Annotated in this window: 16 protein-coding genes and 5 pseudogenes; 9 read left to right on the top strand and 12 right to left on the bottom strand. The window is 68.1% G+C overall.

Features of this window, described 5'->3' with window-relative positions; translation table 11 throughout:
• Nucleotides 1-107 precede the first annotated feature (107 nt).
• The gene (locus ACFY9I_RS33500) at nt 108-3,248 is read right to left on the bottom strand and encodes a S8 family serine peptidase (RefSeq protein ID WP_391008437.1); all 3,141 of its coding nucleotides are present in this window, start codon (nt 3,246-3,248) and stop codon (nt 108-110) included.
• 749 nt (nt 3,249-3,997) lie between these two features.
• Between ACFY9I_RS33500 and ACFY9I_RS33495 the strand changes: the two genes are divergently transcribed.
• A complete protein-coding gene (locus ACFY9I_RS33495) occupies nt 3,998-4,351 on the top strand; it encodes a hypothetical protein (protein ID WP_391008435.1) in 354 nt (117 codons plus the stop codon).
• A gap of 109 nt (nt 4,352-4,460) precedes the next feature.
• Complete coding sequence (locus tag ACFY9I_RS33490; protein WP_391008434.1) at nt 4,461-5,354, top strand: hypothetical protein; 894 nt, start codon at nt 4,461-4,463, stop codon at nt 5,352-5,354.
• A gap of 53 nt (nt 5,355-5,407) precedes the next feature.
• Here the strand turns inward: ACFY9I_RS33490 and ACFY9I_RS33485 are convergent, their stop codons facing one another.
• From ACFY9I_RS33485 to ACFY9I_RS33475, 3 genes are all read right to left on the bottom strand, one after another.
• Entirely contained in the window at nt 5,408-6,577 is a 1,170-nt protein-coding gene (locus ACFY9I_RS33485) for a hypothetical protein (protein WP_391008432.1), read from the bottom strand.
• Nucleotides 6,578-6,997: 420 nt separating this feature from the next.
• Nucleotides 6,998-7,288 (bottom strand): hypothetical protein, encoded by a 291-nt coding sequence (locus tag ACFY9I_RS33480; RefSeq protein WP_391008430.1) that lies wholly within the window; start codon nt 7,286-7,288, stop codon nt 6,998-7,000.
• A 40-nt stretch (nt 7,289-7,328) separates the two neighbouring features.
• Nucleotides 7,329-7,526: a hypothetical protein gene (locus tag ACFY9I_RS33475; RefSeq protein ID WP_391008428.1), complete on the bottom strand. Its 198-nt coding sequence runs from the start codon at nt 7,524-7,526 to the stop codon at nt 7,329-7,331.
• Between ACFY9I_RS33475 and ACFY9I_RS33470 the strand changes: the two genes are divergently transcribed.
• The 3 genes and pseudogenes from ACFY9I_RS33470 (at nt 7,513) to ACFY9I_RS33460 (ending at nt 13,924) form a co-directional block, all read left to right on the top strand.
• The gene (locus ACFY9I_RS33470) at nt 7,513-8,343 is read left to right on the top strand and encodes a hypothetical protein (RefSeq protein WP_391008426.1); all 831 of its coding nucleotides are present in this window, start codon (nt 7,513-7,515) and stop codon (nt 8,341-8,343) included. The genes ACFY9I_RS33475 and ACFY9I_RS33470 overlap by 14 nt on opposite strands.
• A gap of 909 nt (nt 8,344-9,252) precedes the next feature.
• A pseudogene (locus ACFY9I_RS33465) lies at nt 9,253-12,658 on the top strand (RHS repeat-associated core domain-containing protein); the annotation flags it as partial.
• 843 nt (nt 12,659-13,501) lie between these two features.
• A complete protein-coding gene (locus ACFY9I_RS33460; RefSeq protein WP_391008424.1) occupies nt 13,502-13,924 on the top strand; it encodes a hypothetical protein in 423 nt (140 codons plus the stop codon).
• A 243-nt stretch (nt 13,925-14,167) separates the two neighbouring features.
• Here the strand turns inward: ACFY9I_RS33460 and ACFY9I_RS33455 are convergent, their stop codons facing one another.
• Both ACFY9I_RS33455 and ACFY9I_RS33450 read right to left on the bottom strand, forming a co-directional pair.
• Nucleotides 14,168-15,028 carry a hypothetical protein gene (locus ACFY9I_RS33455; RefSeq protein WP_391008422.1) on the bottom strand — a complete coding sequence of 287 codons (861 nt, stop codon included), beginning with the start codon at nt 15,026-15,028 and terminating at the stop codon, nt 14,168-14,170.
• 401 nt (nt 15,029-15,429) lie between these two features.
• Nucleotides 15,430-15,654, bottom strand: a pseudogene (locus tag ACFY9I_RS33450) (SAM-dependent methyltransferase); the annotation flags it as partial.
• A gap of 44 nt (nt 15,655-15,698) precedes the next feature.
• Here ACFY9I_RS33450 and ACFY9I_RS33445 point away from each other — a divergent pair.
• Both ACFY9I_RS33445 and ACFY9I_RS33440 read left to right on the top strand, forming a co-directional pair.
• A pseudogene (locus ACFY9I_RS33445) lies at nt 15,699-16,073 on the top strand (Scr1 family TA system antitoxin-like transcriptional regulator); the annotation flags it as partial.
• A gap of 267 nt (nt 16,074-16,340) precedes the next feature.
• Nucleotides 16,341-17,072 carry a hypothetical protein gene (locus tag ACFY9I_RS33440; RefSeq protein WP_391008420.1) on the top strand — a complete coding sequence of 244 codons (732 nt, stop codon included), beginning with the start codon at nt 16,341-16,343 and terminating at the stop codon, nt 17,070-17,072.
• Nucleotides 17,073-17,344: 272 nt separating this feature from the next.
• Here ACFY9I_RS33440 and ACFY9I_RS33435 read toward each other — a convergent pair whose 3' ends face one another.
• Both ACFY9I_RS33435 and ACFY9I_RS33430 read right to left on the bottom strand, forming a co-directional pair.
• Nucleotides 17,345-17,548, bottom strand: coding sequence for a DUF397 domain-containing protein (locus tag ACFY9I_RS33435; RefSeq protein WP_391008418.1), 204 nt, complete (start codon nt 17,546-17,548; stop codon nt 17,345-17,347).
• Nucleotides 17,548-18,375: a Scr1 family TA system antitoxin-like transcriptional regulator gene (locus ACFY9I_RS33430; protein ID WP_391008416.1), complete on the bottom strand. Its 828-nt coding sequence runs from the start codon at nt 18,373-18,375 to the stop codon at nt 17,548-17,550. Before ACFY9I_RS33430 ends, ACFY9I_RS33435 begins: the two co-directional genes overlap by 1 nt.
• Before the next feature lie 161 nt (nt 18,376-18,536).
• Here ACFY9I_RS33430 and ACFY9I_RS33425 point away from each other — a divergent pair, with 161 nt between their 5' ends.
• A complete protein-coding gene (locus ACFY9I_RS33425; protein ID WP_391008414.1) occupies nt 18,537-19,127 on the top strand; it encodes an ATP-binding protein in 591 nt (196 codons plus the stop codon).
• On the opposite strand, the pseudogene ACFY9I_RS33420 reads toward ACFY9I_RS33425, so the two are convergent.
• Together ACFY9I_RS33420 and ACFY9I_RS33415 are read right to left on the bottom strand one after the other, a co-directional pair.
• A pseudogene (locus ACFY9I_RS33420) lies at nt 19,054-19,767 on the bottom strand (DUF7008 domain-containing protein); the annotation flags it as partial. The gene ACFY9I_RS33425 and the pseudogene ACFY9I_RS33420 sit on opposite strands and share 74 nt — an antisense overlap.
• 73 nt (nt 19,768-19,840) lie before the next feature.
• Nucleotides 19,841-20,987 (bottom strand): annotated as a pseudogene (locus ACFY9I_RS33415) (NERD domain-containing protein); the annotation flags it as partial.
• A 22-nt stretch (nt 20,988-21,009) separates the two neighbouring features.
• On the opposite strand from ACFY9I_RS33415, the gene ACFY9I_RS33410 reads away from it, so the two are divergent.
• A complete protein-coding gene (locus ACFY9I_RS33410) occupies nt 21,010-21,492 on the top strand; it encodes a hypothetical protein (protein WP_391008413.1) in 483 nt (160 codons plus the stop codon).
• Here the strand turns inward: ACFY9I_RS33410 and ACFY9I_RS33405 are convergent.
• Together ACFY9I_RS33405 and ACFY9I_RS33400 are read right to left on the bottom strand one after the other, a co-directional pair.
• Nucleotides 21,489-21,617: a hypothetical protein gene (locus tag ACFY9I_RS33405; protein WP_391008411.1), complete on the bottom strand. Its 129-nt coding sequence runs from the start codon at nt 21,615-21,617 to the stop codon at nt 21,489-21,491. The two genes, ACFY9I_RS33410 and ACFY9I_RS33405, sit on opposite strands and share 4 nt — an antisense overlap.
• Before the next feature lie 529 nt (nt 21,618-22,146).
• A complete protein-coding gene (locus tag ACFY9I_RS33400) occupies nt 22,147-23,400 on the bottom strand; it encodes a tyrosine-type recombinase/integrase (protein ID WP_391008409.1) in 1,254 nt (417 codons plus the stop codon).
• Nucleotides 23,401-23,435: the final 35 nt, after the last annotated feature.

The following is a 23,435-nucleotide window of genomic DNA, read 5'->3' as shown; positions in this document are numbered from 1 at the left end:
CCTCTGCCGCTTTCGGACGGGGCCGTCATGCCGACACGGTGGCCGTACGGTTCGCGTACGACCACCGTGTCCTGAGTGGGTCGGCGGAGGAGGAACTCAGGGGGGAACTACGGAGTGACGGTCAGCAGGGTGCTGCCGACCGTGTCGGTGCCGTCGCCGTAGCCGACCAGGCCGAGATACGTGTGGCCGGTCGGGAGGTCGCGCCAGGAGACGGTGACATCGGCGGTGCCGCCCAGGGACACCCGCTGTTCGGCCGGGGTGACGGTGGCCGGCCGGTCGGGGTGGGAGTCCTGGCCGACCAGCCAGGTGTGGAGGGTGTACGTCTGACTGGTGGCGCCCTCCGGCAGGGCGAACTGGTTGACGTACACCTCGTACCTGCCCGGCTCGATGAGGTCGACGTACTCGTCGCTGCCGCCGGTGGGGTCGGAGAGCAGGTTGCCGTCCTCGTCGTACACCCACAGGTCCATGTCGCTGCCGCCGAGGAAGTCGGACGAGAGGATCCCGACACGGGCCAGCGCGGTGCCCTCGGTAACCGTGATCTCGGTACGGACCGCGGAGGCCGGAAGCGGCGACGGCGGTGGTGTGAAGCTGTCGGTCGAGGTGCCCGTCAGGGTCCCGGTCCTGACGGTGCCCGCGTACAGGCCGTTCAGGGCCGTGGTGAGGGTGCCGTCCCAGCCCGACTTCGCCTGGAGGGTGAGCGAGCCGGTGGCGCCCGTGCCGTCGGCCTCCGGGGGGACGGCGATCCGTGTGGCACGCAGGGCGATGGCGCTGCGCACCCGGTGCCCGTCCCGGTCGCCCCAGCTCACCGAGCCGAAGGCCCACTCGTCGTAGTCCGCGTCGGTGCGGGTGAAGGTCACCCGGTAGGTGGCGGACCCGCCGGGCGGCACGACGAGGCGCTTCGGGGAGACCGTCGCCCGGTAGCCGTGCGGTGCCCGCAGCGTGGCGGTGTACACGCCGGTGGCGTCGCCGACGTTGGTGACGGTTCGGGTCACGGTCTGCTCGCCCGCGAGGTCGCCGACAGAGATCGTCGGGTAGTTGAGGTCGCTCGGATCGGTCTTCGGGGCGGTGGCGCAGGGGTCACCGCCGTCGCCGGTCACCGGACGCCGGTTGAGGGCACACAGGTACGCGGTCCAGTCGGCGGAGGTGGAGTCGTAGACCAGGCCGGGGTCGTCGGCGGCGTTCGGGGCGACCTGCCCGGCGCCGTGGTCGAGCGGGGTGGCGGGGCCGTCGGCGCCGATACGCCGGATCGCCCTGCCCTTGTCGGTCTTGGTCGTCGCGGTGGTCATCAGGGCCGACTTGACCTCCATGGGCGACCAGTCCGGGTGCAGTGAGCGCAGGAGCGCGGCCAGTCCGGCGATGTGCGGGGCGGCCATCGAGGTGCCGGACGCCATCCCCTGCGGGCCCGTGAAGGATCCGCCGTTGCCGCCGGGGACGGCGCCGGCGACGACGTCCACACCGGGGGCCGCGATGTCGGGCTTGAGCAGGTCGCCGCCGCTGGCCGGGTCCGGGCCGCCCGAGGAGAAGGCGGCAATGGCCGGTGCCTCCTGGCGTACGGCGCGCGCCGCGCCGAGCCGGGCCGTGGCGCGAGCGCCGGCCCGGTCGAGGTACGCCTTCACCGCCCGGCCGGTGACGTCGTCGACGTGCACGGTGGGGAGGGAGTGGACGTCGCCCCGGGTGTCCAGGAGCGCCCGGGAGTTGTACAGCACCATGCCGACGCCGCCGGCCGCCTCGACCTGCGCGCTCTTGTCGATGCGGGCGCCCGTGCCGTCGCCGGCCGTCGCGCACAGCACGATGGCGCCCTTGACCTTCGCCGGGTCGAGGGTGCCGGGCCGACACAGCTCCGCTTGGGCGGCGTCCACGCCGCCGCGGGCCGCGTCGGCCGCGTCGACGAGCCGTGCGGACGCGACGGCCGAGCCGTTCAGGCCGGTTCCGGTGTACGAGGTGCCGTTGCCGAGGGTGAGCGTCGTGCGGTAGCCGAGATCGTGGGTGGAGGCGGCCACGGTGGTGGTCCACGGCGTGTTGTTGGAGACCGTGCCCGGCCCGCTGTTCGCCGCTGAGACGGCGACGAAGACACCGGCCTTGGCGGCGTTGAACATGGCCATGTGGGCGGGACCGGTCACATCGGCGGGTTCGCTGATGCCTAGGGACATGTTGATGACGTCCACGCCGTCCGCCACGGCCTGGTCGATGGCCGCGGCGACGTCCGCCGTCCAGCAGCCGGATCCCTTCCAGCACGCCTTGTAGGCGGCGAGGCGGGCGGCCGGGGCGATCCCGGATATCCGGCTGCGGGCGATGCCGGTGCCGGGCAGGGACGCGGGCACGTCGTGGTTTCCGGCGGCGGTGGTCGAGGTGTGGGTGCCGTGCCCCTCGTCGTCGACCGGGGACGGTGTGTCGTCGTCCGTCAGCTCGGGCACCGCCTTGTTGAAGTAGCGGGCGCCGATCAGCTTGTTGTTACAGGTGTACGGGTGGGCGCGGTCCGTACCGGGGTCGCAGACGCCCTTCCATTTCCCGGCGATGACCTCGGCGTCGGGGCGGGGCTCGGGAAGGGCCCGTAGCGACGGGTTGGTGTTGTCGATCCCGAAGTCGACGACACCGATGATCACGCCGGCCCCCGCGTTCCGCTGCCCACCACGGAACTTGGAGTAGAGGCCCCCGCGGTCCTTCAGGCCCAGGAACCCTGCGGTGTCGGTGGCGGGGAGCCCGCCGGCCGCACCCGCCGCCGCGCCGGGACCGGGGACGGCGGCACGGGCGGCGCTCACACCAGCGGCTTCGCCGGTGCCGGTCGGCCGAGTCACCTCGTTGCGCACCAGCGAGGCGACGCCGGGGGTGCGAGCGAGCCTCGCTGCCTGACCGGCCGTCAGCTCGGCGGCGAACCCGTTGAGTACGTACCGGTAGTTGTACAGCGGCCGGACACCCGGCACCTCGGCCAGCACCCGGTCACGCGCCCGCGTCAGGCGGCCGACGTAGTCCCGTACGGCCCCGGACCGCGTGTTGATCCGCTCTCCGGATTCCGGTGCGGTTGCGGGATTCGCGGCGACGGGCTCGCCGGAGAGCTGGACGAGATAGGTGCCGGCGGAGTACGTCCGCGCGGCCACGCCGACGGGCCGCTCCGGTGCCGGGGCGGCGGGAGCGGCCTGCACGGACGGGACGTGGGCAAGGGCCAGCCCTGAGACGAGCGCCGGGACCAGCAGGGAGACGACGGATCTCCGGCTGACGCCGCGGCGTCCGTCTTCTCTGGGTACTTTCACGGTTCTTCCCTGGTGGTGGGGGGTGAGTTGGGGGGAGGTGACGCTGTGGCCCGCATCGTTCACCGGTGGGGGCATCGCCGATGGGCGGCGCCGGTGGGCGGCGATGGGCGCCGATGGGCGGCGCTGCTACTGCGGCGGCTGGAGCAGGTGGACCTGCGGAATCAGACGGCCGAAGCACCGCGCCCGGGCGCGGTGGCCTCCGAGGGGGCATGCGCCGGCCGGTGTGGGGACGTTCGCGCGGAATGGAACGGCGAGCCGTCGGCCGAGCAACGCGGCGGCCATATCCGAACTCGGCCCACAGCCGGCTCACACGGTGCTCGATGGGACACGGCATCCACTGTGGGGTACGCGATGCAACCCAACCAGCAGGCAGTCTTGGTACCACTACGAAGGGTACGACTGCCGTGCGTACGACTGCCGTTGATACGTCGGCGGTTGGTATGTCTGCCGTACGCACGTCTGCCGTTGGTACGTCTGCCGTTGGTACGTCTGGCTGTAGCAGCCAAGACGGTCCGGGACCGCTCGCCCTGCTGCCGCTCACGCAGCCGCCGGATCCGGTTGACGTCCGACCGGCCCGAGGTGGAGATGGACTCCCTGCGGAACTCGACCCCGGCCCCACCACGCCGGCGCCGCTGGAACCAGCCGGGCTCGTCCGCGCGTTACACCCTGTGCCGGACGCACAGCGGAACGTCGCCGACTTCCCCGGGCGGACGGCAGCCAGCGGCAGCCAAAGGAAGGGGGGAAGCCCTGTGTCACGAGGGTGGAAGACCGCGGTCATGGTGGTGTCGGCGGCGGGGATCGTCTCGACGCCCCTGTTCTGGTTGCTGAACGGCCCGGACACGGGGCAGTTGGTCGGGGCCTCGGTTCAGGCCGCGGTGAGTATCGCCGCTCTGGTCTACGCGGTCCTCGCCGTCCCCGGCCCGGGCCCCAGGGACCGGGCGGCGCGTACGGGCCGGGCCGTAGCACGGGACGGTGGTCACACGGTGACCGGAATCAAGCGCCCCAAGGGCCGCGGCAGCGGGTCGGCGACGGTCACGGACACCGGCCCGGCCACCGCGACCGGAAAGGGCAGCAAGGGAGTCACCGGCATCGACTACAGCTGAACGGCCCGGACCGACCGAGGGGGACGAAGTGAACAGACCGGACCGCGGCAGCCCCCGTCGGCCGGGCCAACGCCACAGCCGCGGTGACGGTGACCGGGTGAGGGTGAGGGTGAGCCGGAGCGGGAGCGGCACGGCCATCGGCGAGAACAACACCGTTGTCACCGGCGTCCAGAACGTCCACAACGGGCTGCGGTGGTCCGTGGTCGTATGGCTCGCCGTGCTGGTGGTCTGTATGGGGCTGGCGGGGGGCTACTTCCTCTTCCCCACGGGCACCGAGGGGGACGACCGGCCCCAGGACCCGGAGAAGGCCGGGGAGAAACCCTTCCACGTGCGGGTACGGCAGGTCTGGGACCTCCCGCAGGACGGCACCTTCTGGGTGTTCCCGGAGCGACTGACCGCCGGGACGCTCGACGCCCCCTGGGACAAGCGGGCTGCCGAGCAGTACACCTCACTCGGCGGCATGCGCGGCGGCCGGAACTGCGGCGAGGTGTGCACGCCCGTCTCCCGCTATCACGTCACCCTCACGGGGAACCGCCTGCAACCCGTGCACATCGACGCGATCAGGGCCAAGGTGCTCTCCAAGAAGGCCGCGCCGGCCGGGACGTTCCTGTGCGTCCCGCCCCAGGGCGGTGGGCCCGCCGACACGGTCTACGTCGACCTCGACTCCTCCGGCAAGGACGGCGTGGAGGTCGACAAGCACAACAATCCCACGACGCGGATCTTCGCCGACGGCCAGAACCGTTACGCGGCCCACGGTGAGCCGCTCGACTTCATCGTGCTCGGCGGCACTGCCGAACCGGTGTTGTACGCATGGGAACTGGAGCTGGAACTCAGCTACGACGGAAAGCAGGAGACCCAGACGATCCGGCTCGAGAACGGCACCCCGTTCCAGACCGTGGGATGGCTCAACGTCCCCGCGTACGACGTGGTGTACGTGCAGCACCACACCGGCAAGCTGGTCGAATCCGGCGACAAGCGGCCCAGGTGCACCCAGCCGAGCTGATCGACGAACCGAACCGACCCCTCGCGACGGGGCGAACGTTGCCTGTTGGGGCACTATCGCAGCGAATCCGGTCGCCCGGCGTAGTAGACCACTGCGACGCTCTCACGCTCCGGCAGTCCGCTGAGGTCCTCGGACGGTTTGTCCGGGGAGGACAGGGTCAGCGGATCGAGCAGTTGCACCGTCCACAGCGGCGACCGGGTGTCCAGGAGCGGCGTCCCCGGGCCCTCGACGACGATCCCCCGCTCGCCGCAGCCGTAGGCGTCGCTCAGCCGCCCGGGCAGCGTGGGTGCGGGCCCTCCCAGCCTGCGTTGGCAGTGCGTCCCGTCGGCCAGTTCGAGCGCCCACGGCCTGGTCTTCGCCGTCGGCACGCTGCCAGCCGGTTTCTCCGCCGCGCGTCGCACGAGCCGCTGCAGAGTGGTGTCCCAGGGATCAACGGCGGTGTGGCGGTAGAGCGTCCTGCTCCACGGACTTCCGCACAGCAGGCCACCGGAGTGCTCCCGCTCGATCCAGCACATTCCCGCCCCGGCGACCGTGGGCGGGCAGGTCACGATGTCGGGGAACAGCGCACCGGGAGCGGTCGTACACGAACTGCCGTGGATCGAGGAGGAACGCTCCATCTCGACGACGGTGTAGTCGGGTTGCGGGTTTCCCCGGGGGGTCACCGGGACGACGGTGACCTTGCGGGTGGCTGCCGCCCCGGACTCCGCTTCCGACGCTTCGCCTGCTTCGATGGCTTCAATGGCTTCAATGGCTTCGGCACAACGCTGCCGTGCCGCCTCGTCCTTGGGATCAGAGGTGCTCACACACACCCGTACGCCGCGCGGCGTACGGGTGACGGTGCAGGACGCGACGCCGTCCCCCTCCTCGCACCCCCAGTACAGCAACCGGACCGACGACGACGGCGGCGGCGACCCCGCCGTACCCGCCCGCACCCGGGCCCTGTCTCCCTGGCTCGCCGGGACGGTCGTCGTACACGTGGTGACCTCGGCGGAGAAGGCGCAGCCGTCCTGGGGCGCTCCGGGCACGGTCAGCACGACGGTGTCGGAGTATCCGGATATCCGCAAGGTGATCTCCGTCGGTCCCGAGCCCGACCGGCGAAGCGCTGCTCCGGCGAAGACAGCCCCGGCCAGGAGGACGAGTACGGCCAGGCCGAGGACGAACCTCGGCATCCGGCCGCGGGGCGTCCGCCGGCCAGACGACCGTACGGGAGGGATGACCGTCATGTCCCTAATCGTAGGCCGCAAAACCCCCCGGACGCCGGGCCTCCGCGCAGCCACCGTTCCCCGCCTTGCCTCCCGAACTCCACTGGCACGGCCGTGAGATGCGACCCTCCGGGCCCCGGTCGGGCGCGATCCCTTCGCGGTCGCCTCCGCCATCCACGAGGCTTCCTCACCCTTGGATGTGCGCTCATCTGCCGGCGGACGCGTGCCTCCCCACGCTGACAGCACTGACAGTCCGGCCGCGACCTCCACCTCGTCGCCGCCCTCGCGGACGACTGGGGCGTCACTCCTCACCCGGCCGCCTTCGACAAGACCGCATGGGCCTGGGCAGTTTGTCCGGATGCAACGGCTCAATCCGCGCCCACTACGCGTCAGGTCAACGGCGCACCCGGACCAACGATCAGCCAGACCCGGAGGGAGCGGCTACATGTTGCCTGGGGCATCGGCTCGGCCGGCAGCTGTCCACCAGGCGATCACCCGGGCTGCCATTGCTTCCGGCTGCGAAGCCAGAGGGTCCAGGCAGAAGTGTTCCTCCAGTTCGTGCCGCAGAAAGTCACCGATCTCCGTCTGGTCAGCTCGCCCACGGAGCCGCTGGAGCAGAGGGGCGAGCATGCAGTCGTACTCATCCTGCACATCGTCGGCTACACCGATCGGGTCCCACTCATTGAGCAGGTGCCGCAGGTCGTTCTCGGTGGCGGAGGTCCCAGGCTGCATCGCTCAAGAGTGGCACCCGGGGAACGACCACCGCCATCATTTACCCGCCGACGGGCCGGACGAGCCGTAGCCGGGGGCGGGCGGTGACGACGGACATGAGGTCCCCGGCCCGGTCCCGCCGGACGACCCGCATCCGGGTGGCCGCGGCCGAATGCGAGAATGCGGCCCCGGTGGAGAAGTGCTCGCTCCGGGCAGGCACAAGCACGGCGGGAACGGGGGTAGCCATGGCGTTGGTCATGTGTCCACTGTGCAGCGACGACGAGGACATCGAGGTGATGCGCACGCTCGACGGCGGACGTCGGCGCGTGAAGCACCGGTGCGGCTATGAATGGGAGCACAAGGAGCCCACCGTCCCGCAGAGGAACCCGCTCCGCTCCTTCGACGACCTCAAGGCCCGTTTCCCGAAACCCGAAGACGTCGATCCCGAGCAACTGGCGCGCGTGGTTCGGCTGAAGGAGCGGTACCTCGCCGACAAACCGGACTTCGACCCCGCCGTGGCGGCCTACTGGTCGAAGTACCAGCAGATCTTCTCCCCCGAAGGGCTGTGGACGTGCGACCCCCGAGTCCTCAAGGACTTCGCGAACTCCGAGGTGGGGGCCCACCCCGGCAATCAGGCCACCTTCAACTCCGCGTGGAACGCCCTGGGCGATGCCGCGGCCGGGGAGTCGACCCGCCGGACGATCGAGTACCTCCTGCACGAACCTGACGACGTGCCGCTCGAAGACCGGCTCCAGCATCTGCTGTCCGGCACCAAACCCTTCGCCATGACCGGTTTCAAGGAGGCCCTCCTCACCAGAGTTCTCTGCGTGATGCACCCCGACCGGTTCCTCACGATCCTCAAGTACAAGACAGAGGCCGGAGGTAAGCGCGAGATCGCGCGGCTTGTCTACGGACTGGAGTTGCCGGCACCCGAGTCGGTGAACTGGACCCTTGGTCGGCTCATCCTCTGGAGCAACGATCTCCTGCATACCCTCGTCGGCGAGGGTTTCGCCAACCAGCAGCACTCCGCGGCGTTCCTGTGGTGGGCCAAGGATCAGGTCGGCGCGCTGCGGTAGGGGCGTCGAACGGCCCCCCCTTTTTTTTTTCCGTGCGGCACATTGTCGAATGTCGGGGTCGTCTCGTCGTCGGCCCGGTAGCTCTGGATCTGTACTGCAGACCGACGACGCCCAGGCCTACGGCATGGGTTCGCGACGATCTGGCGTGGACGGCGCTTCCCAACCGCGACTTCAAGGCGTTGACCCCCGTCGCCAGCACTGCAACTGTTCTTGAACCATGCCAGGGCATGGGTGCCCGGCCCCGCCTTTTCACCGCTCAACTTTCCCCCAGCAGCTTTAGATCAACGCCAGCGAGTGTTGTCGGTGCCGGCGCGGAAGAGCCATACGGCACCGTCGACGAGCAGGCAACCTGGCATCCAGCTGCTGCCCTTACGCAAGATGTGCAGCGCGCCGACCGCGCCGGGTGGGTGACGTGCCTCTGCGGCAGCGGCCTTGGCGTTGCAGCTCGTAGTGCGTCGATGCGATGATCGCGCGCATGTCCGATCACGGGGGAGGCGGTGGAACGGCGGAGGAAACGCGCCGGTCCAGGATCTACGACTACCTGGAGCCGACCGCCCCGGCGGTGCCCGCCCAAGCCACTCCCCCGCCCCCTCGTGAACGCGTTCCGGATGCCGCTCCTGAGCGGCCTGCCACGGACCAGGCGGCCATCCACCACCGCCGTCGGCGGCGCCAAGCCGCGGCTCTGCTGGGTGAGTTCCGGCGTACGGCGGTCCTCGTACCGCTGTCGGACGACGGCGACCCACTCATCGGGGAGTTCGGCGGTATCCGCTGGACGTGCTCGAGTCGGGTAAGAATCCGGACATGCCGACGCGAGAGATTATCAGCGACGGTCCCGGCCGGGACTCGCGTCAGCCCGAGGCGGTGGAGTCGCGGGGTTCCGACCCGATCGACTTCGCCACCGGCCGGATGTACCTCCCCCAAACAGACCTGAGCCTGCCCGGCACCCTTCCTCTGGTGTTCAGACGCCGCGTCGAGTCGGGCTACCACCTGGGCAAGTGGTTCGGCCCGTCCTGGTCCTCCACCGTCGACCAACGCCTGGAGATCGACTCCGAGGGCGTCATCTTCATCACCGAGGACGGCCTGCTCCTCGCCTATCCCCACCCCGCGCCGGGCGCTCCGACCCTCCCCAGCCACGGCCCTCGCTGGCCCCTGGACCGCGAGGACGGCGGCTACACGGTCACCGACCCCGCTACGCGCCGCACCTGGCACTTCACCGACCGCCGGGACGATCTCGCCGTCCTCGAACAGATCGACGACCGCAACGGCAACTGGCTCACCTTCGAGTACGACACCGAAGGCACCCCGCTCGGCATCGTCTCCAGTGCCGGATACGAGGTACGCGTCACCACGGAGGCCGGCCGGATCACGGCCCTCCACCTGGCCACGACCGGTCAGGAACTGAAGCGCTACGGCTACACGGACGGCAACCTCACCGAGGTCGTCAACTCCTCCGGCCTCCCCCTCCGCTTCACCTACGACGAGGTCGGCCGCGTCACCTCCTGGACGGACACCAACGACCGGGCCTACTCGTACGAGTACGACGACCGGGACCGCTGTATCGCCGAGGGCGGCACGGACGGCCACATGACCCTGCGCGTCTCGTACGACGACACAGACCCCGACACGGGCCTGCGCGTCACGACCACCACGACCGGCGAGGGCCACACCCGCCGCTTCCTCATCAACGAGGCGTGGCAGGTGGTCGCCGACATCGACCCCTTGGGCGCGGTCACCCGCTACGAACGGGACCGCTACAACCGCCTGCTGTCCCTGACGGACCCCCTGGGCCACACCACCACGTTCCGCTACGACGAGTCCGGCAACCCCACGGTCGTCACACGCCCGGACGGCCGCGAGACGAGAGCCGAGTACAACGACCTCGGCCTGGTGACACGGCAGGTGAACCCGGACGGCACGGTCACCCGCCAGACGTACGACGAACGCGGCAACCGCACATGGTGACCGCCCCCACCGGCCTCACCACCCACTTCACCTACGACGACGCGGGCCGACTGACCGCCGTCACCGACCCCCTCGCCCACACGACGACGGTCCGCTGCGATCCCGCCGGTCTCCCGTTGGAGATCACAGACCCGCTCGGCGCGGTCACCCGCTACGAACGTGACCCCTTCGGCAGACCCGTCACCCTCACGGACCCGACGGGTGCGGTGACCCGGCTGGAGTGGACGGTGGAAGGCCGCCTCGCCCGCCGCACGGCCGCCGACGGCACCACGGAGTCGTGGACGTACGACGGCGAGGGCAACTGCACCACCCACACCGACCCGATGGGCGGCGTCTCCCGCTTCGAGTACACCCACTTCGACCTGCTGACCGCCCGCACGGGCCCGGACGGCGTACGCCACGAGTTCGCGTACGACCTGGAGCTGCGGCTGACGAAGGTCACCAACCCGCAGGGCCTGACCTGGAGTTACGAGTACGACCCGGCGGGCTCGCTGATCGCCGAGACGGACTTCGACGACCGCACCCTCACCTACGAACACGACGCGGCGGGCCGCCCGACGTCCCGCACGAACGCCCTCGGCCAGGTGGTGTCGTTCGAGCGCAACGCCCTGGGCCAGTTGCTCCGCAAGAACGCGGCGGGCGACGTCACGACGTACGCGTACGACATGACGGACCAACTCGCCCAGGCGACGGGCCCGGACGGTACGACGCTGACGATCCTGCGCGACCGCTTCGGCCGGGTGCGCTCGGAGACGGTCGACGGCCGCGAACTGACGCACACGTATGACGATCTGGGCCGTCGAACAGGCCGCACGACGCCGACCGGCGCGACGACGACCTGGACGTACGACGTGACCGGCCGCCGCACGGGGATGACAGCCTCGGGCCACACCATCGACTTCACCTACGACGAGGCCGGCCGCGAACTGACCCGCCAGATCGGCGAGACGGTCACCCTGGCGCACACATCGACCCCGTGGGCCGCCTCACCAGCCAGTCGGTGACCGGCACGTCGGGCCGCTCGATCCAACACCGCGCGTACACCTACCGCGCCGACGGCAACCTCACCGGCATCGCCGACCGACTCTCCGGCACCCGCCGCTTCGACCTCGACGCGGCAGGCCGCGTGACGGCGCTCCACGCGGCCGACTGGACGGAGAGATACGCCTACGACGAGGCGGGCAATCAGACGTCGGCGTCCTGGCCGTCGCCCCACCCAGGTCAGGAAGCCACCGGCGTCCGCACCTACACGGGCACCCGCATCACCCGCGCGGGAGGCGTCCGCTACGAACACGACGCGTTGGGCCGCATCACCCTGCGCCAGAAGACCCGCCTGTCCCGCAAACCGGACACCTGGCGGTACGAGTGGGATGCCGAGGACCGCCTGACGTCCGTGACGACCCCGGACGGCACGCGCTGGCGGTACACGTATGACCCGCTGGGCCGCCGTACGGCCAAACTCCGCTTGGCGGACGACGGCGAAACGGTGGCCGAGCACATCGGCTTCACCTGGGACGGCACCACCCTCTGCGAACAGACCACCACATCCCCGACCCTGCCCCACCCGGTCACCCTCACCTGGGACCACCAGGGGCTGCGCCCCATCACCCAGACCGAACGAATAACGGCGGCAGACGCTCCCCAAGAGGAGATCGACTCCCGCTTCTTCGCCATCGTCACGGATTTGGTGGGCACGCCAAGCGAACTCGTCGACGAGCAAGGCGAGATCACGTGGCGGACCCATAGCACGCTGTGGGGCACAACGGCCTGGGCGGCCGACAGCACCGCCTACACCCCCCTCCGCTTCCCCGGCCAGTACTACGACCCCGAAACGGGCCTTCACTACAACTACTTCCGCCACTACGACCCCGAGACGGCCCGCTATCTCACCGCCGACCCCCTTGGTCTGGTGCCGTCACCCAACCCGGTCTCCTATACACAGAACCCTCATAGGCTCATCGACCCTCTCGGTCTAGCACCCTATAAGAATCAGCTACCGGGGGAACTTGACAGAGAATTGGCGGATGCAGAGCGTCTCGGCGTAAGACCGCTCAAGGTGGGTGATGACGGGTTTGACGGAGCAATCAACTCGGGAACTGTCAAGTGGGTGGTCGACCAGAACGGCGATTTGCTTGTCATGCCCAAACATGTGGATGGTGTCGAACTTAAGCATCCTGTTTTGACCCGCGGAGGTCCGGTACATACAGCCGGGGAAGCAGAGATAGCTGGAGGCGGCGGAAGTTACTTTGACATGGAGATCAATAATAATAGTGGGCACTATTTGCCGTCCAAGGAGAGTCTCGAAATAGGGAAGGACGCGTTCAAGCGTGCAGGAATCGAGTTCATGGAATGAGGGATCCAAGGCCGATCCCACCGGATTGGATCCAAGGAACATCCCCCTCCTATCAATCGGCGAGCTGGAAGAACTCGCCTCCAGAAGAAATGGACCTCCTATCGAATGGCAGACATGGGAAATGCTTCGCACATTTGCAGTCGGGCGGATGCACGATGCCGGTTTGGGTGCTGACGCTCGCCTTCGCTGGGCCCACCTTGCCTTGACCGCACTCAAACGGAAAGGCGAGAATGCCGAGCTCGACACTGCATCCGTTCTATCCGACGAGGCCTACATTCGCGCCTACGCAATCCGAGAGTTCGGCGCCCTGCAGGACGGTGGAATTCGCGATCCCGCAGATCTATGCACATCGGTGTTCCGGGAGATTGGAGAAACAAGGGGCGAGGTGCACGCTCAGGCCACAAATTGGCACACTCGACCGGTTCCGGAAATCTTGCGCCTCCGACGCATCAAGAACATGTTGACCCCCCTGCGGGACCTGGAGAGCGTAATCCCTATGAACGATCCGACACGCGACGAACTATCAGCCTGGTTGCCCCTGATCCGTGATCTTCCCTAACAGATCACGACCAGCGCGCCTTCGTTTCTGTCCAGCGGCCGATGACAAACCGCAAGACCCGCCACGACGACGATCCGCCGCGACCGCGCCGGCCTCAGCTTGACGGCTGACCTTCTGGGTCGATATTCCCCAACGGGTATTGATCCGAGCAACATTGCCCGCACGGAACGATGGCGCTACGGAATAAAAAAGGGATGGATCATCGAGAACCCAGGACGACATGTGGGATGACTGAAGAAATTACGATCCGTGTCCAAAAAGATGGCCAGGAGGACCAATGGAAGATGCTGATCGAAGAGGAAGGCCCCTGGACTCTTCACCTCGAATCACCCAACGGGGTTGAGTCGACCGCGAGCAGCGACAATATTTTTGAAGCTTTGCGATCCATGCGAAGAGAACTCGCATCAAGAAACACGTTGCTCTGCTGCAACGGAGCACGCGTTAACGTCAGACCTTCAGTCCTCTCCGCATCACACGGCGCGTGGATGGTTTACGTTCTCCATATGTGGCGTCCTTCAACAGTTCGAGATCTGGTTCCCGTCCTCGGATACGCCAAGCCCCACAGAATCGGCACCGTAGAAGAGCAGGATGCCTACTGGAAACGCCACCTCAAGAGCAGAAAGAATTGGCTTAACTTCATCAACCCGCTTTGGTGGATTTACTTTCTCACAAGCTCCTGGGGGAAGCCGAAGAGGCGCGATTTCTGAGCTTGTGGAACACGCTCACGGAGTCGGCCGATTCAGGCCAGACGATTTCTTCGCCCGGGAGATCGTCTCCCTGGTCCGCCCCAGGCGTCCGGCGCTCCAGCGCACGTTCTCGCGGTTCGCGGTGACCAGCGAGGCAGGAGGACGAACGAGCCCTCACGCCCACAGATCACCGCTCCCGGCGGCGATGACGAGAACGCCCGCCGCATCGGCCGCCCTTCGGCACTCAGGAGTGCGCTTGCGGCTTCAAGGCTGAGGTTCCTCCAGCTCGACGTCGGTGACCTCTGCGCCGTGCTGTTCAGCACGGGGTGTGGGGAAAGGCGCCTGGTCTTCCACGACTTCCCCTTCCATCACCCGGTCCGACGGTTGGGCCAGCGGCAGGTCGGCGAGGTGCCTCTTCAGCCTCTTGGCCATGGGGAGGTAGGTCGCGAGGGTGAGCCCGCCGGAAACAGCGGCCCCTACGAGGGGGATGGCCTTCGAGACGGTCGTCGCGAAGGACTGCGTCGTCATCCTGACGCCGAGGTAGCTCGCCACTCTCTTCACCATCGGGTAGACGACACCGTGGGTGAGTGCCTTCTGCGGCAGCTTCTTGGCGACCTGCTCCGCCATCATCCCGGCGACTTTCCCCACCGCGACGTTCGCTGACTTGGTGCCGAACATCACGCCGAAGAACAGCGTGAGCACTCCCTTGGTGGCGTCATCGACGTCATCACCCTCGTCGGAGAACAGATCGGGCCAGCTGTAGAGGTAGGCGAGCTTCTGCGCGATGCGCAGCATGTGGCCGACGTACTGTGCCGTGTCGGCTGGCACCGTAGCGGGAAGGGCCATGATGCCGGGAATCCCGGCAGCCGCGGAGAGGGCACTGACCTTCGCCGTCTCAAAGCGGATGGAGTCGTTGGCCACCTTGTCGAGAACCTCGACAGGGATGGCCGCCGCGGCGGGGGTCTCCTCTATCGCCCAGCGGATGTCGTCCTCGGAGCAGCGGCGAGCCAACGCACTTCGAAGGTACGCCTCCCTGTTGATGCGGACACCCGGAAGCTTCGCTGCCGCCAGCAGTAGCGCGAAGAATCGCGATTCGGGGTTCTCGACCTCTTTACCCTGCTTCATGGCAAGAACTTACCGTAGCTCCGGGCCCCAAGAACCGGACTATGCAGGCTCCCTTGAGGTCTCGCTGTGTGAGTGACGGTGACGTGTGGTCGGCTCCGTCGCGATGTCGATCGTCATCCGGGAAGGTGGCCTCCGCCGGGAGCCGGCCGCCTCTGGCCGGACGGCGACCGTCCTGTCGGCCAGGCCGGCGCGGCACGGGCTGTCCTCGTCGGGGACGGAAAGGCGTCCCTCAGCTCCAGATGGAACGCGTCCTGCGCGAAGCTCTCAAAGAGCCGGTTGCGCTGAGCGCTGGAGATCAGCTCCATGCGGTTCCTCCCGTGGGCGGGATCACGCGCTGCGCCACACATCGGGCAAGGGACGAGCCCCCACCGAGCACCAAAGACGCTCTCGACCGGGGTCTGTTACGGAGCCACCGCTCGCACGCGGAGCGTGCCGATGTGCCCGGGGTGAGGCGCGTCGAGGACCCGCGCGTCGGCCGTGGCGAACCCGGCCCGCGTGAGCAGGCGCTCCCAGACGGCCGGGCGGTAGCTGTAGCGGTTTCCGGCGAAGCCTCCCTTGTACATGCCCTGCGGCCCATACGCACCCGGAATGGCCGGCGGCTGCGAGAACGCGAAGACGCCGCCGGGCCGGAACTCCGGCTGTCAGCCCCTGGAGGTCGGCTCACCGGCACGCAACTCGCTCGGCGACTCGGCTGGCCACACTCCAAGCCCTGGTGTGGGAGGCCGCCCTGCACGCCCTGATAGGTCCTCCGTCCGTCCTCGCCGGCCAGCTCGACCGCCTCGCGGGCGTCATCGGCATGGACACCGTGGAACTGGGGGTCATTCCGCTCCGCGCCTCGCTCAAGATCCCGACGGCCAACGGCTTCTGGATCCTCGATGACAGGCTCGTCATCGCCGAGGACTGGCATGCGGAGCTGTGGCTGGACGACGGCGACAGCGTCGCCCTGTACCAGAAGGTCTGGAACACGCTCAGCGAATCGGCGGTGTACGGGGCCGAGGCTCGTCACGTCATCAACTCGGCCCGCCGGGCTCTGAATCAGCGTTGACGAACGTCATGGTGCGCGCGACTCCGAGGCATAGACCTCTCGCGGTTGATCGCCGGGTCGCATGTCATGGCCTGCCGGGGGCACCTCGTCGACGACCTCCCGGAACGGCACAGGCAAGACGTCGAAGCCCGCGCCCAGGCATCGCAGAGGCGTCGGCGTCCGCCGTGTCCGTTACCCCTTCGATGGCCTGTTCCGTCTGGCGATAGGTCCGCTCGGCTGATTACATGACAGTTTCGCTTGCCACATGACGACTTGGGGGGCCAAGGCATGACGACAGACGCAAACGACCGACCTGATCCGGAAGCAGCCGGACGTGGGCAGCGAGTGCTCGAACTCCTGGACAAGGCGATCGACCTCCAGACCCCGCTGGTGCGCAAGAACATCGCCCGTGCCCGCCAGCGGAACCCGGAGGCGACACCGGCTCAGGTGATCCGCAGTCTGGAGCGTATGTATGTCAGCGCTCTGACCGGGACGGGTGCCGCGGTGGGAGGAACCGCGGCGGCGCCCGGCGTCGGCACGGGGGTCGCACTGGCACTGTCGGCAGGCGAGACCCTCTCGTCCCTGGAACTGAGCGCCCTCTTCGCGCTTTCGGTCGCCGAGGTCCACGGAGTTCCCATCGACGAGGTCGAGCGCCGCCGGACGATCGTGATGGGAGTCATGCTCGGCGGGAGCGGCTCCACCACCATCGGCAAGGTCGCCGGGCGTACAGGGCAGCACTGGGGACGCCAGGTCGTCGCCAAGGTGCCGGTCGAGACGTTGCGCCAGATCAACAAAATCCTCGGGCCGCACTTCATCACGAAGTACGGAACCAAGCAGGGGATCATCGTTCTCGGTCGCGTGGCGCCGTTCGGTATCGGTGCCGTGATCGGTGGGGGCGCCAACGCTGCCCTTGCCGCTCTCGCGGTGCGGGCCGGTCGTCGTGCGTTCGGCCCGGCGCCGGAGTCCTGGCCGGGGCTGACACCCGGCACACCGCCGACACCCGAAGACTCGCAAGTCTGATTCCTCGGTGCACTGATGGGCGTCGAGCACCGCGCCTACGGCCTACGCCCCATGCGCACGGCTCGATACGCGCTCTTCCGGGCCCGAGGGCTTTACGAACCCGCTCCCTGTTGGCGCCCAGCTCCGGAGTTGGAGCAGGGCGCCGACGCGTGACGGAGCTGCTCGCGGGTTCGCCCGTCGTTCACGCCATGGGTGAAGTCGGCGTACGCGTCTCCGGCCCCAACACGGAGGCGGGCCCGTCCCGCCTGCCGAGGACCCTGCCTGTGCGCCTGTCAGAGTGCCGCAAACTCGATGAACGCGGTCCACGTCGTGGGTTGTACGGCCAGGGCGGCGCGGGTTGTGTCCTTTGAGTCGCGGACGTGGACCGTGCCGGGGAGGGCGGCGACCTCGACGCATTCGCCGCCCGAGCCCGTGCTGTAACTGCTCTTGGACCAGGCCGACTCAGGTACCGGCTTTATAAGCTGTTGAGCGTTCATCACTCTCCAAGCAACTTCTCGATGAAGGCCAGCGACTTACGGGGAGTGAGCGCTTGGGCCCGAAGGATGCCGTACTGCTCCTCGATCTCCCGTACCTGCCTTCGCTCCGTGTAGAGACGACTGTCCTTGTACGCCTCCACGTAGGCGATCCTCTGCCCTTCATGCGTCTCGATCAAGGTGAAGGGGCCGTCCAATCCAGCATGCTCATCACGCTCGATCGGCATCACCTGGATCTCCACGTTGCGCCGGTGCCCATGCAGCAGAATTTGCTCCAACTGCCCCTGCATCACGGCCTGTCCCCCGAGCGGTCGACGTAGAACGAACTCCTCGATAACAAAGCTGATGGTGGGCATTGTGGTCCGAGAGAAGATCTCCTGACGTGCCAGGCGAGCAGCGACTCGCTGATCGATGGTCCCCTCATCCAGCAGCGGACGCCACATGGAGAACACCGCTCGCGCGTACTCTTCCGTCTGCAGCAGCCCTGGTACTGCCTTCGTCGCGTACAGGTGCAGGGCTGCCGCCTTGGCCTCCAACCTGGCGGCGTCCCGAAAGAACGTTGGGTACTGAGCCCGAGCAACCTCGTCCTTGCTCGCACTCAACACTCCACCAGCCTGCAGCACTTCATCCGCCTGGCCGATGAACTTCGGCGGCGGGATACGTCTCGCCTGCTCGAACGACGCGATTGTCGAGGCCGAGTACCCGGTCAGCGACCCGAGCGCCGCGCGGTCCATCCCCGCCCGCTCACGGAACAGCTTCAACTGCCGCCCGAACACGCACAGCATGCCCGTCCCGACCTCGTACTCCGGCTGCTGAACCTCGTCCTCCACGCCGCAGCTCCTCTCGTACAACCGCCCGGTCGGCCAACTCGGGGCCCAGGAACCGGTCACGCCCGACACCACGTACAAGCGCACCACCCCCGTGTACAGCCCGTACTCGTCAGCGCATCACTCCTGGTCAAAGCTACGCAGAGTCCGCGACTGTTTACCCCATGAAGTCAGCAACTCCCCCGAACGGGCATATGCCACGGCGCCTCGCACCCGAACGCGAGTTCACCATGCGCTTCACCTCAACCCCACGCGGTGCCCGTCTCGCCCGCCGACTCGTCTCGCACCGCCTGGACGACTGGGGTCACCCCTACACCAGCCACGTCAACGAAACGCTCACCCTCATCACGGCGGAACTCGCCGCCAACGCCGTACGCCACGGGCATGTCCCCGGCCGGGACTTCCACCTTCACCTCGTCCTGGGCGAGGGCATCGTCCGGGTCGAGGTGACCGACACCCGCGCCGAGAAGGAGCCTCCGTCCAGCCCTGCGGTGACCGACTCGCTGTCCGAGTCGGGCCGGGGCCTGCTCCTCATCGCCGCCCTTTCGGACGACTGGGGCGTCGCCCCTCGCCATGCCGCCCCGGGAAAAACCGTTTGGGCGGAGCTGCGCGTGCAGCAACAGGGCCACCCGCGCACGCAACGGGTGGCCCCTGAACCGACGGACGTCGAACTACTCCTGGCTACGGCTTCGCTGCTGCGCGACGACCTCGGGTCGCAGCCGCAGGACGCCAGGCACGGAGGTCGTCGTCGGTGAGTCCGTGTTCGCCCTGCTTCTGCTGGCGGTAACCGGCGAAGAAGTCCGCCGGGGAGCCGCTGTAGTTCATGTCGAACTCGTTGTGCCACTGGGACAGCCACGGCTGGAGTTCCAGCAGGCCGGCGAGGAAGGGCGTGATCTCCTCGGTGGACAGCGCGGTGTTGGTGAAGTACGTGGGGAGGGCCTGCGCCTGCTCCCGGTGGTCCCAGCCGGCCCAGCCGTACAGCTCGGGAGTGGCGGCGTTGGTCTGCCCGCAGGAGATGAATCGCTCCTTGGGCACGTCGAGCTTGCCGCGCGCCCTCCAGTAGGAGGGGCGGAGGAAGTCGGCCGAGCTGTACTTCGGCGGCACGGGGATGGAGTCCCGGATCTTCCGCTTGGCGGGCTCGTCGGGCGCGGCGTCCTCCTTGCGCTGGAGGTCCCACACCTCTTCCCAGTCGGCGCGCTTCTTCAGCCCGGAGGGCTTATAGCGCAGGGCGGACAGGAACGGCACGTGCTCGTCGCTGATCAGCTCGGCGACGACCTTCGCGAGTTCCTTGCGGGGCGCGTAGAGCTTGGCGACGGAGACGAAGTCCTCGTCATGCGAGAGGGCGTCGGTGAGGCGAGCCAGGGTGAGGATGGCGGGCTGACCAGTCTCGTCGAATGAGGACGAGTTCGCGGGTGCGGTTGGGGCGGATGCGGATGGCGATGTTGTCGGGCTTGATGTCGCGGTGCCAGACGCCCTCGCCCTCCAGGAAGTCGTGGGAGGAGTCGCCGCTGCGCTGGGTGGCGATCTGCCAGTCGGAGATCTGCAGCTCCGGAGTCAGCCAGGCGGCCTCCTCGCCGACGGCCCGGCCCTTGCGGCCGCGCGGCCGGGGGACGACGTGCGCGGAGCGGGCGGCGAGCGCCCGGTAGTGGATGCAGCTGGCGTGCGCGGAGCGCATCGTCTCGGCGAGCTGGCGGACCGGTGCCATGCGGCCGAGGATGTCCACTTCTCGCCGTACTGGACCAGGTACTCGTCCAGCTTCAGCGTGTCCGGGTGGTAGTCGAAGATCAGCGCGGGACCGGCGGCGTGCCCGGAGGCGAAGTACTGCTTGAGCTGGACGGCGCCCTGGTGCTTGAACCGGCCCAGCACGGCGGCCTCGCGGCGGGCGGCGTTCTCGACGGACTGGCGCAGGGAGGCGTCGGAGCGGCGCTCGCTGAGGTAGATGCGGACGCGGGCGGCCTCGGGCAGGTCGCTGTGGCGGGCAAGGTAGTCGGCCCAGGTGGGCCCGGAGTCGAAGGACTTCCGCTGCAGCTCGTAGGGGCCGACCTTGTACTGCGCGTCGCTCTTGCGGATGCCGATGCTCTTGAGGGCCGCCTCGACCTCGCGCGAGCCGATCGCCGTGACGCGGCGCCGCTCGTCGCGTGGGGGTGCCTTGAGCATCTCGACCAGCTGGTGGACGGTGTAGACGCCGTTCTGGTCGTGGGCGGGCAGCCGTACGCGGAGGCTGTTGTCGGTGAAACAGACGGCCTCGGCGACCCAGACCCGCTTGTTGCCGGGCAGCGCGAGCAGGCCGGCCAGTTCCTTGGCCTTGCGGTTGACCAGGTGCAGCGGGTTGCCATGCGTACGGCGGCGGCCGCCGGGGGTGGTCTGTACCCAGGTGCCGTTCTCGGAGGTGACCGAGCCGTGCCAGTCCTTCAGCTCGATCATGCAGACGCCGCCGGGGGCGCGACGACGAGCAGGTCGACCTCGCGGACGTGTCCGGTGTTCGCGATGAAGGTGAAGTTCGACCAGGCACGCCAGGGGTCGGAGTCCGGCAGCTTCTCCCGGATCGCCTCCAGGCCACGGCGTTCATGATCGAACTCGTAAGCCAGTGCAGCCAAGGAGAGCGCCTGCTTCAGGGCACTTTCGCCATGGATCTGGATGTTCACCCTGTACAGCAAGCGGAAGTTGATCACGCCTGTCGATGCGAAGGCGTACGGCGTGGGCGGAGAGTACCTGGTCCCGTCGAGCGAAGAAGTCGCTCAGCGCGTCGGCAACGCCCCGGACAGCCGCCTCCTCTGCGCGTGGCGGGCCATCAGGGACCAACCACTGCTCGAGAGGACGGTGTTCGGTACCGGCCACGGCGATCACGTCACACAGATGACGTGCTTCCTCGGGGGTGCTGGGATTCGTGCTTTGGCGCGAAGGCTGTTCAACGCGCGCAGGAGGGAAGGACCGGTGGTCTTCTGGGTGACGATTCCGTCGGTGTGGTCGCCCTTCTTGGCGAGGACCACATCGCCGGATCGCAAGCCCTCACCGGCCTCCGGTTCATCGTCCGGGAGCGGCGCGAAGTCCCAGCCGCGTGCCAAGCCCTTGATGAGCTCTTGTGCGGATGGAGTCGAAATCTCCAAAATCGCCGACTAGGTGTGGCGAAAATCGAGCAGCCGGTTACGGCCGCTCAGGTCTACCAGGGAGGTGCGCCACGTCTCAGGCATCTCCTTGAGGCGGTCGAGTTCCTGGCTGCCCCCGAAGTCACCCGAGTTCGTCACGCTGGTCCCTGATGTTGTCGCTTCTGGGCCAACGGAGCACCGGCGTCGATGGCAGTCCCCGCTGCCACCAACGCAAAGCGCGGCCACAGACATCCGTACTGTCCTGGTGGCCGCACAATTCCGCTGATCCCCCCTGGATGCGGAATCCTACGGTCAGTTCACCAATGCGTGATGTGTTCACTACGGAACGGTTTTCTCGGTGGTCACGAAGACCTTGAGCGCCCGGCGGCCTCGACGGTCCGCCATCCACGCGGGCGTCTCTTCGGGTGCTTGCGCGGCGTTCCACCAGCCGGACGACATTCCACCGGGCCCAGACGCGACGACACGGTCCCGTTGGTCTGGGGCAACCGCATACGGCAACTGGCGCGTCCCGAGGAAGTCGCGAACGGCATGGTAAAGCCGCAGGTGGCGGCAGACGAGTCGGGCTGTACGCCGGGTAGAGTCCCACTCAAGAAGCGATCATGCTCTGACCTGCACGTTTGCGGGCATCCGGCGGCTGGTATCGCCCTCTGGGACTTCTCAGGGACTTTTAGCCGAGGTCCGTGAGCCACGCTTCGATGGCGGACAGTCCCCGCGCGCCGGCCTGCGGCATGAAGTGCGTGTACGTCCGGAGCGTGAACGCCGGGTCGGAGTGGCCCAGCCACTTCGCGAGCGAGACGATCGACTCGCCGGCTTCGAGCATCACTGAGGCGTACGTATGGCGCAAGATGTGGAAGCCGTGCTCGCGGCTCGGCTCCCACACACGCGACGGCTTGTCACCCGGCTGTCGCTCGGGCAGCGGCGGAATGACCCCCGCAGTCGCGAGCGCCGGCTTCCACGCCTTGGTGTTCCAGGTGGTGCGATTGATCGCGCCGCGCCGCCCGGTGTAGACGAGCAGAGGGACGGTCACCCTACGCCGGTCCTCGCGTGCGAGGTCGGGCTCCTCGGGATCCAGCCACGGCAGGGTCACGTCGATCGGCTCGAAGTGCTCCTGGTGCGCGAGGAGCCGCTTCGCAAGCACCTTGGGCAAGGGCGCGTCGCGCTCCTTGCCACCCTTGGGCGGGCCGAAGTACAGCTGCGACTTGTACATGAGGATCTGCCGCTCTACGTGCACGGAGTCGCCGCGGATGTCGCCGGGACTGAAGCCGAACACCTCACCCTGCCGGAGTCCACACCCGACCCCGAGGTCGAGCGCGATCTGGTAGCGGTCGGCCAGCGCCTCCCGTACCGCGTCCACACGATCCTGTTGCCAGGCCCGAGCCTTGCGTTCCGGCTTCTTCGGCGGCTTGATCGAGCTGCTGCCCTTGCACGGGTTGCGGTACAGCCGCTTGTCCTCGACCGCGGCTTGCATGATCGCTTTGAGGTACACCCAGGCGACATAGGCAGTGCTCGAAGCCACCGCCCGCTGCACATCGGCCGACCACTTGCGCAGCTCCGCGACGCCGATGTCCTTGAGCGCCAGCTCCCCGAGCTGTGGCAGCACCTGCCCCCAGATCCGGTGCCTCATGCTCTCCAGCGTCTGGGCGGGATGCACCTGGGACGGCCACCAGTGCTTCTCGACGTACTCACGGAGGCTGATCGCACCATCGCGGGCGTCGACGAAGTCCCCTCGACGCGAGTCGGTCTGGGTCTCGGCCAGCCACGCCTTGGCATCCGCGACCGTATCGAAGGACCGGTCACGGACCCCCGGTATCCCCTTGACGCGGTAGCGCGTGCACTTGCCCCACAGTGTGGTGCGCTCGCGCTTGCCCGTTTCCTTGTTCGGCCGCTTCTTGAGCCACCGGTCCTCGATGTAACCCGCCATACTCGTCTTGCCCTAACCTCGCCATGGTTCTCTCG

Source organism: Streptomyces sp. NPDC012510 (assembly GCF_042955065.1).
In the GTDB taxonomy this organism is placed as follows: Bacteria; Actinomycetota; Actinomycetes; order Streptomycetales; family Streptomycetaceae; genus Streptomyces.
The sequence above is the reverse complement of the archived record's forward strand: the minus strand, read 5'-3'. Positions and strand labels throughout refer to the sequence as shown.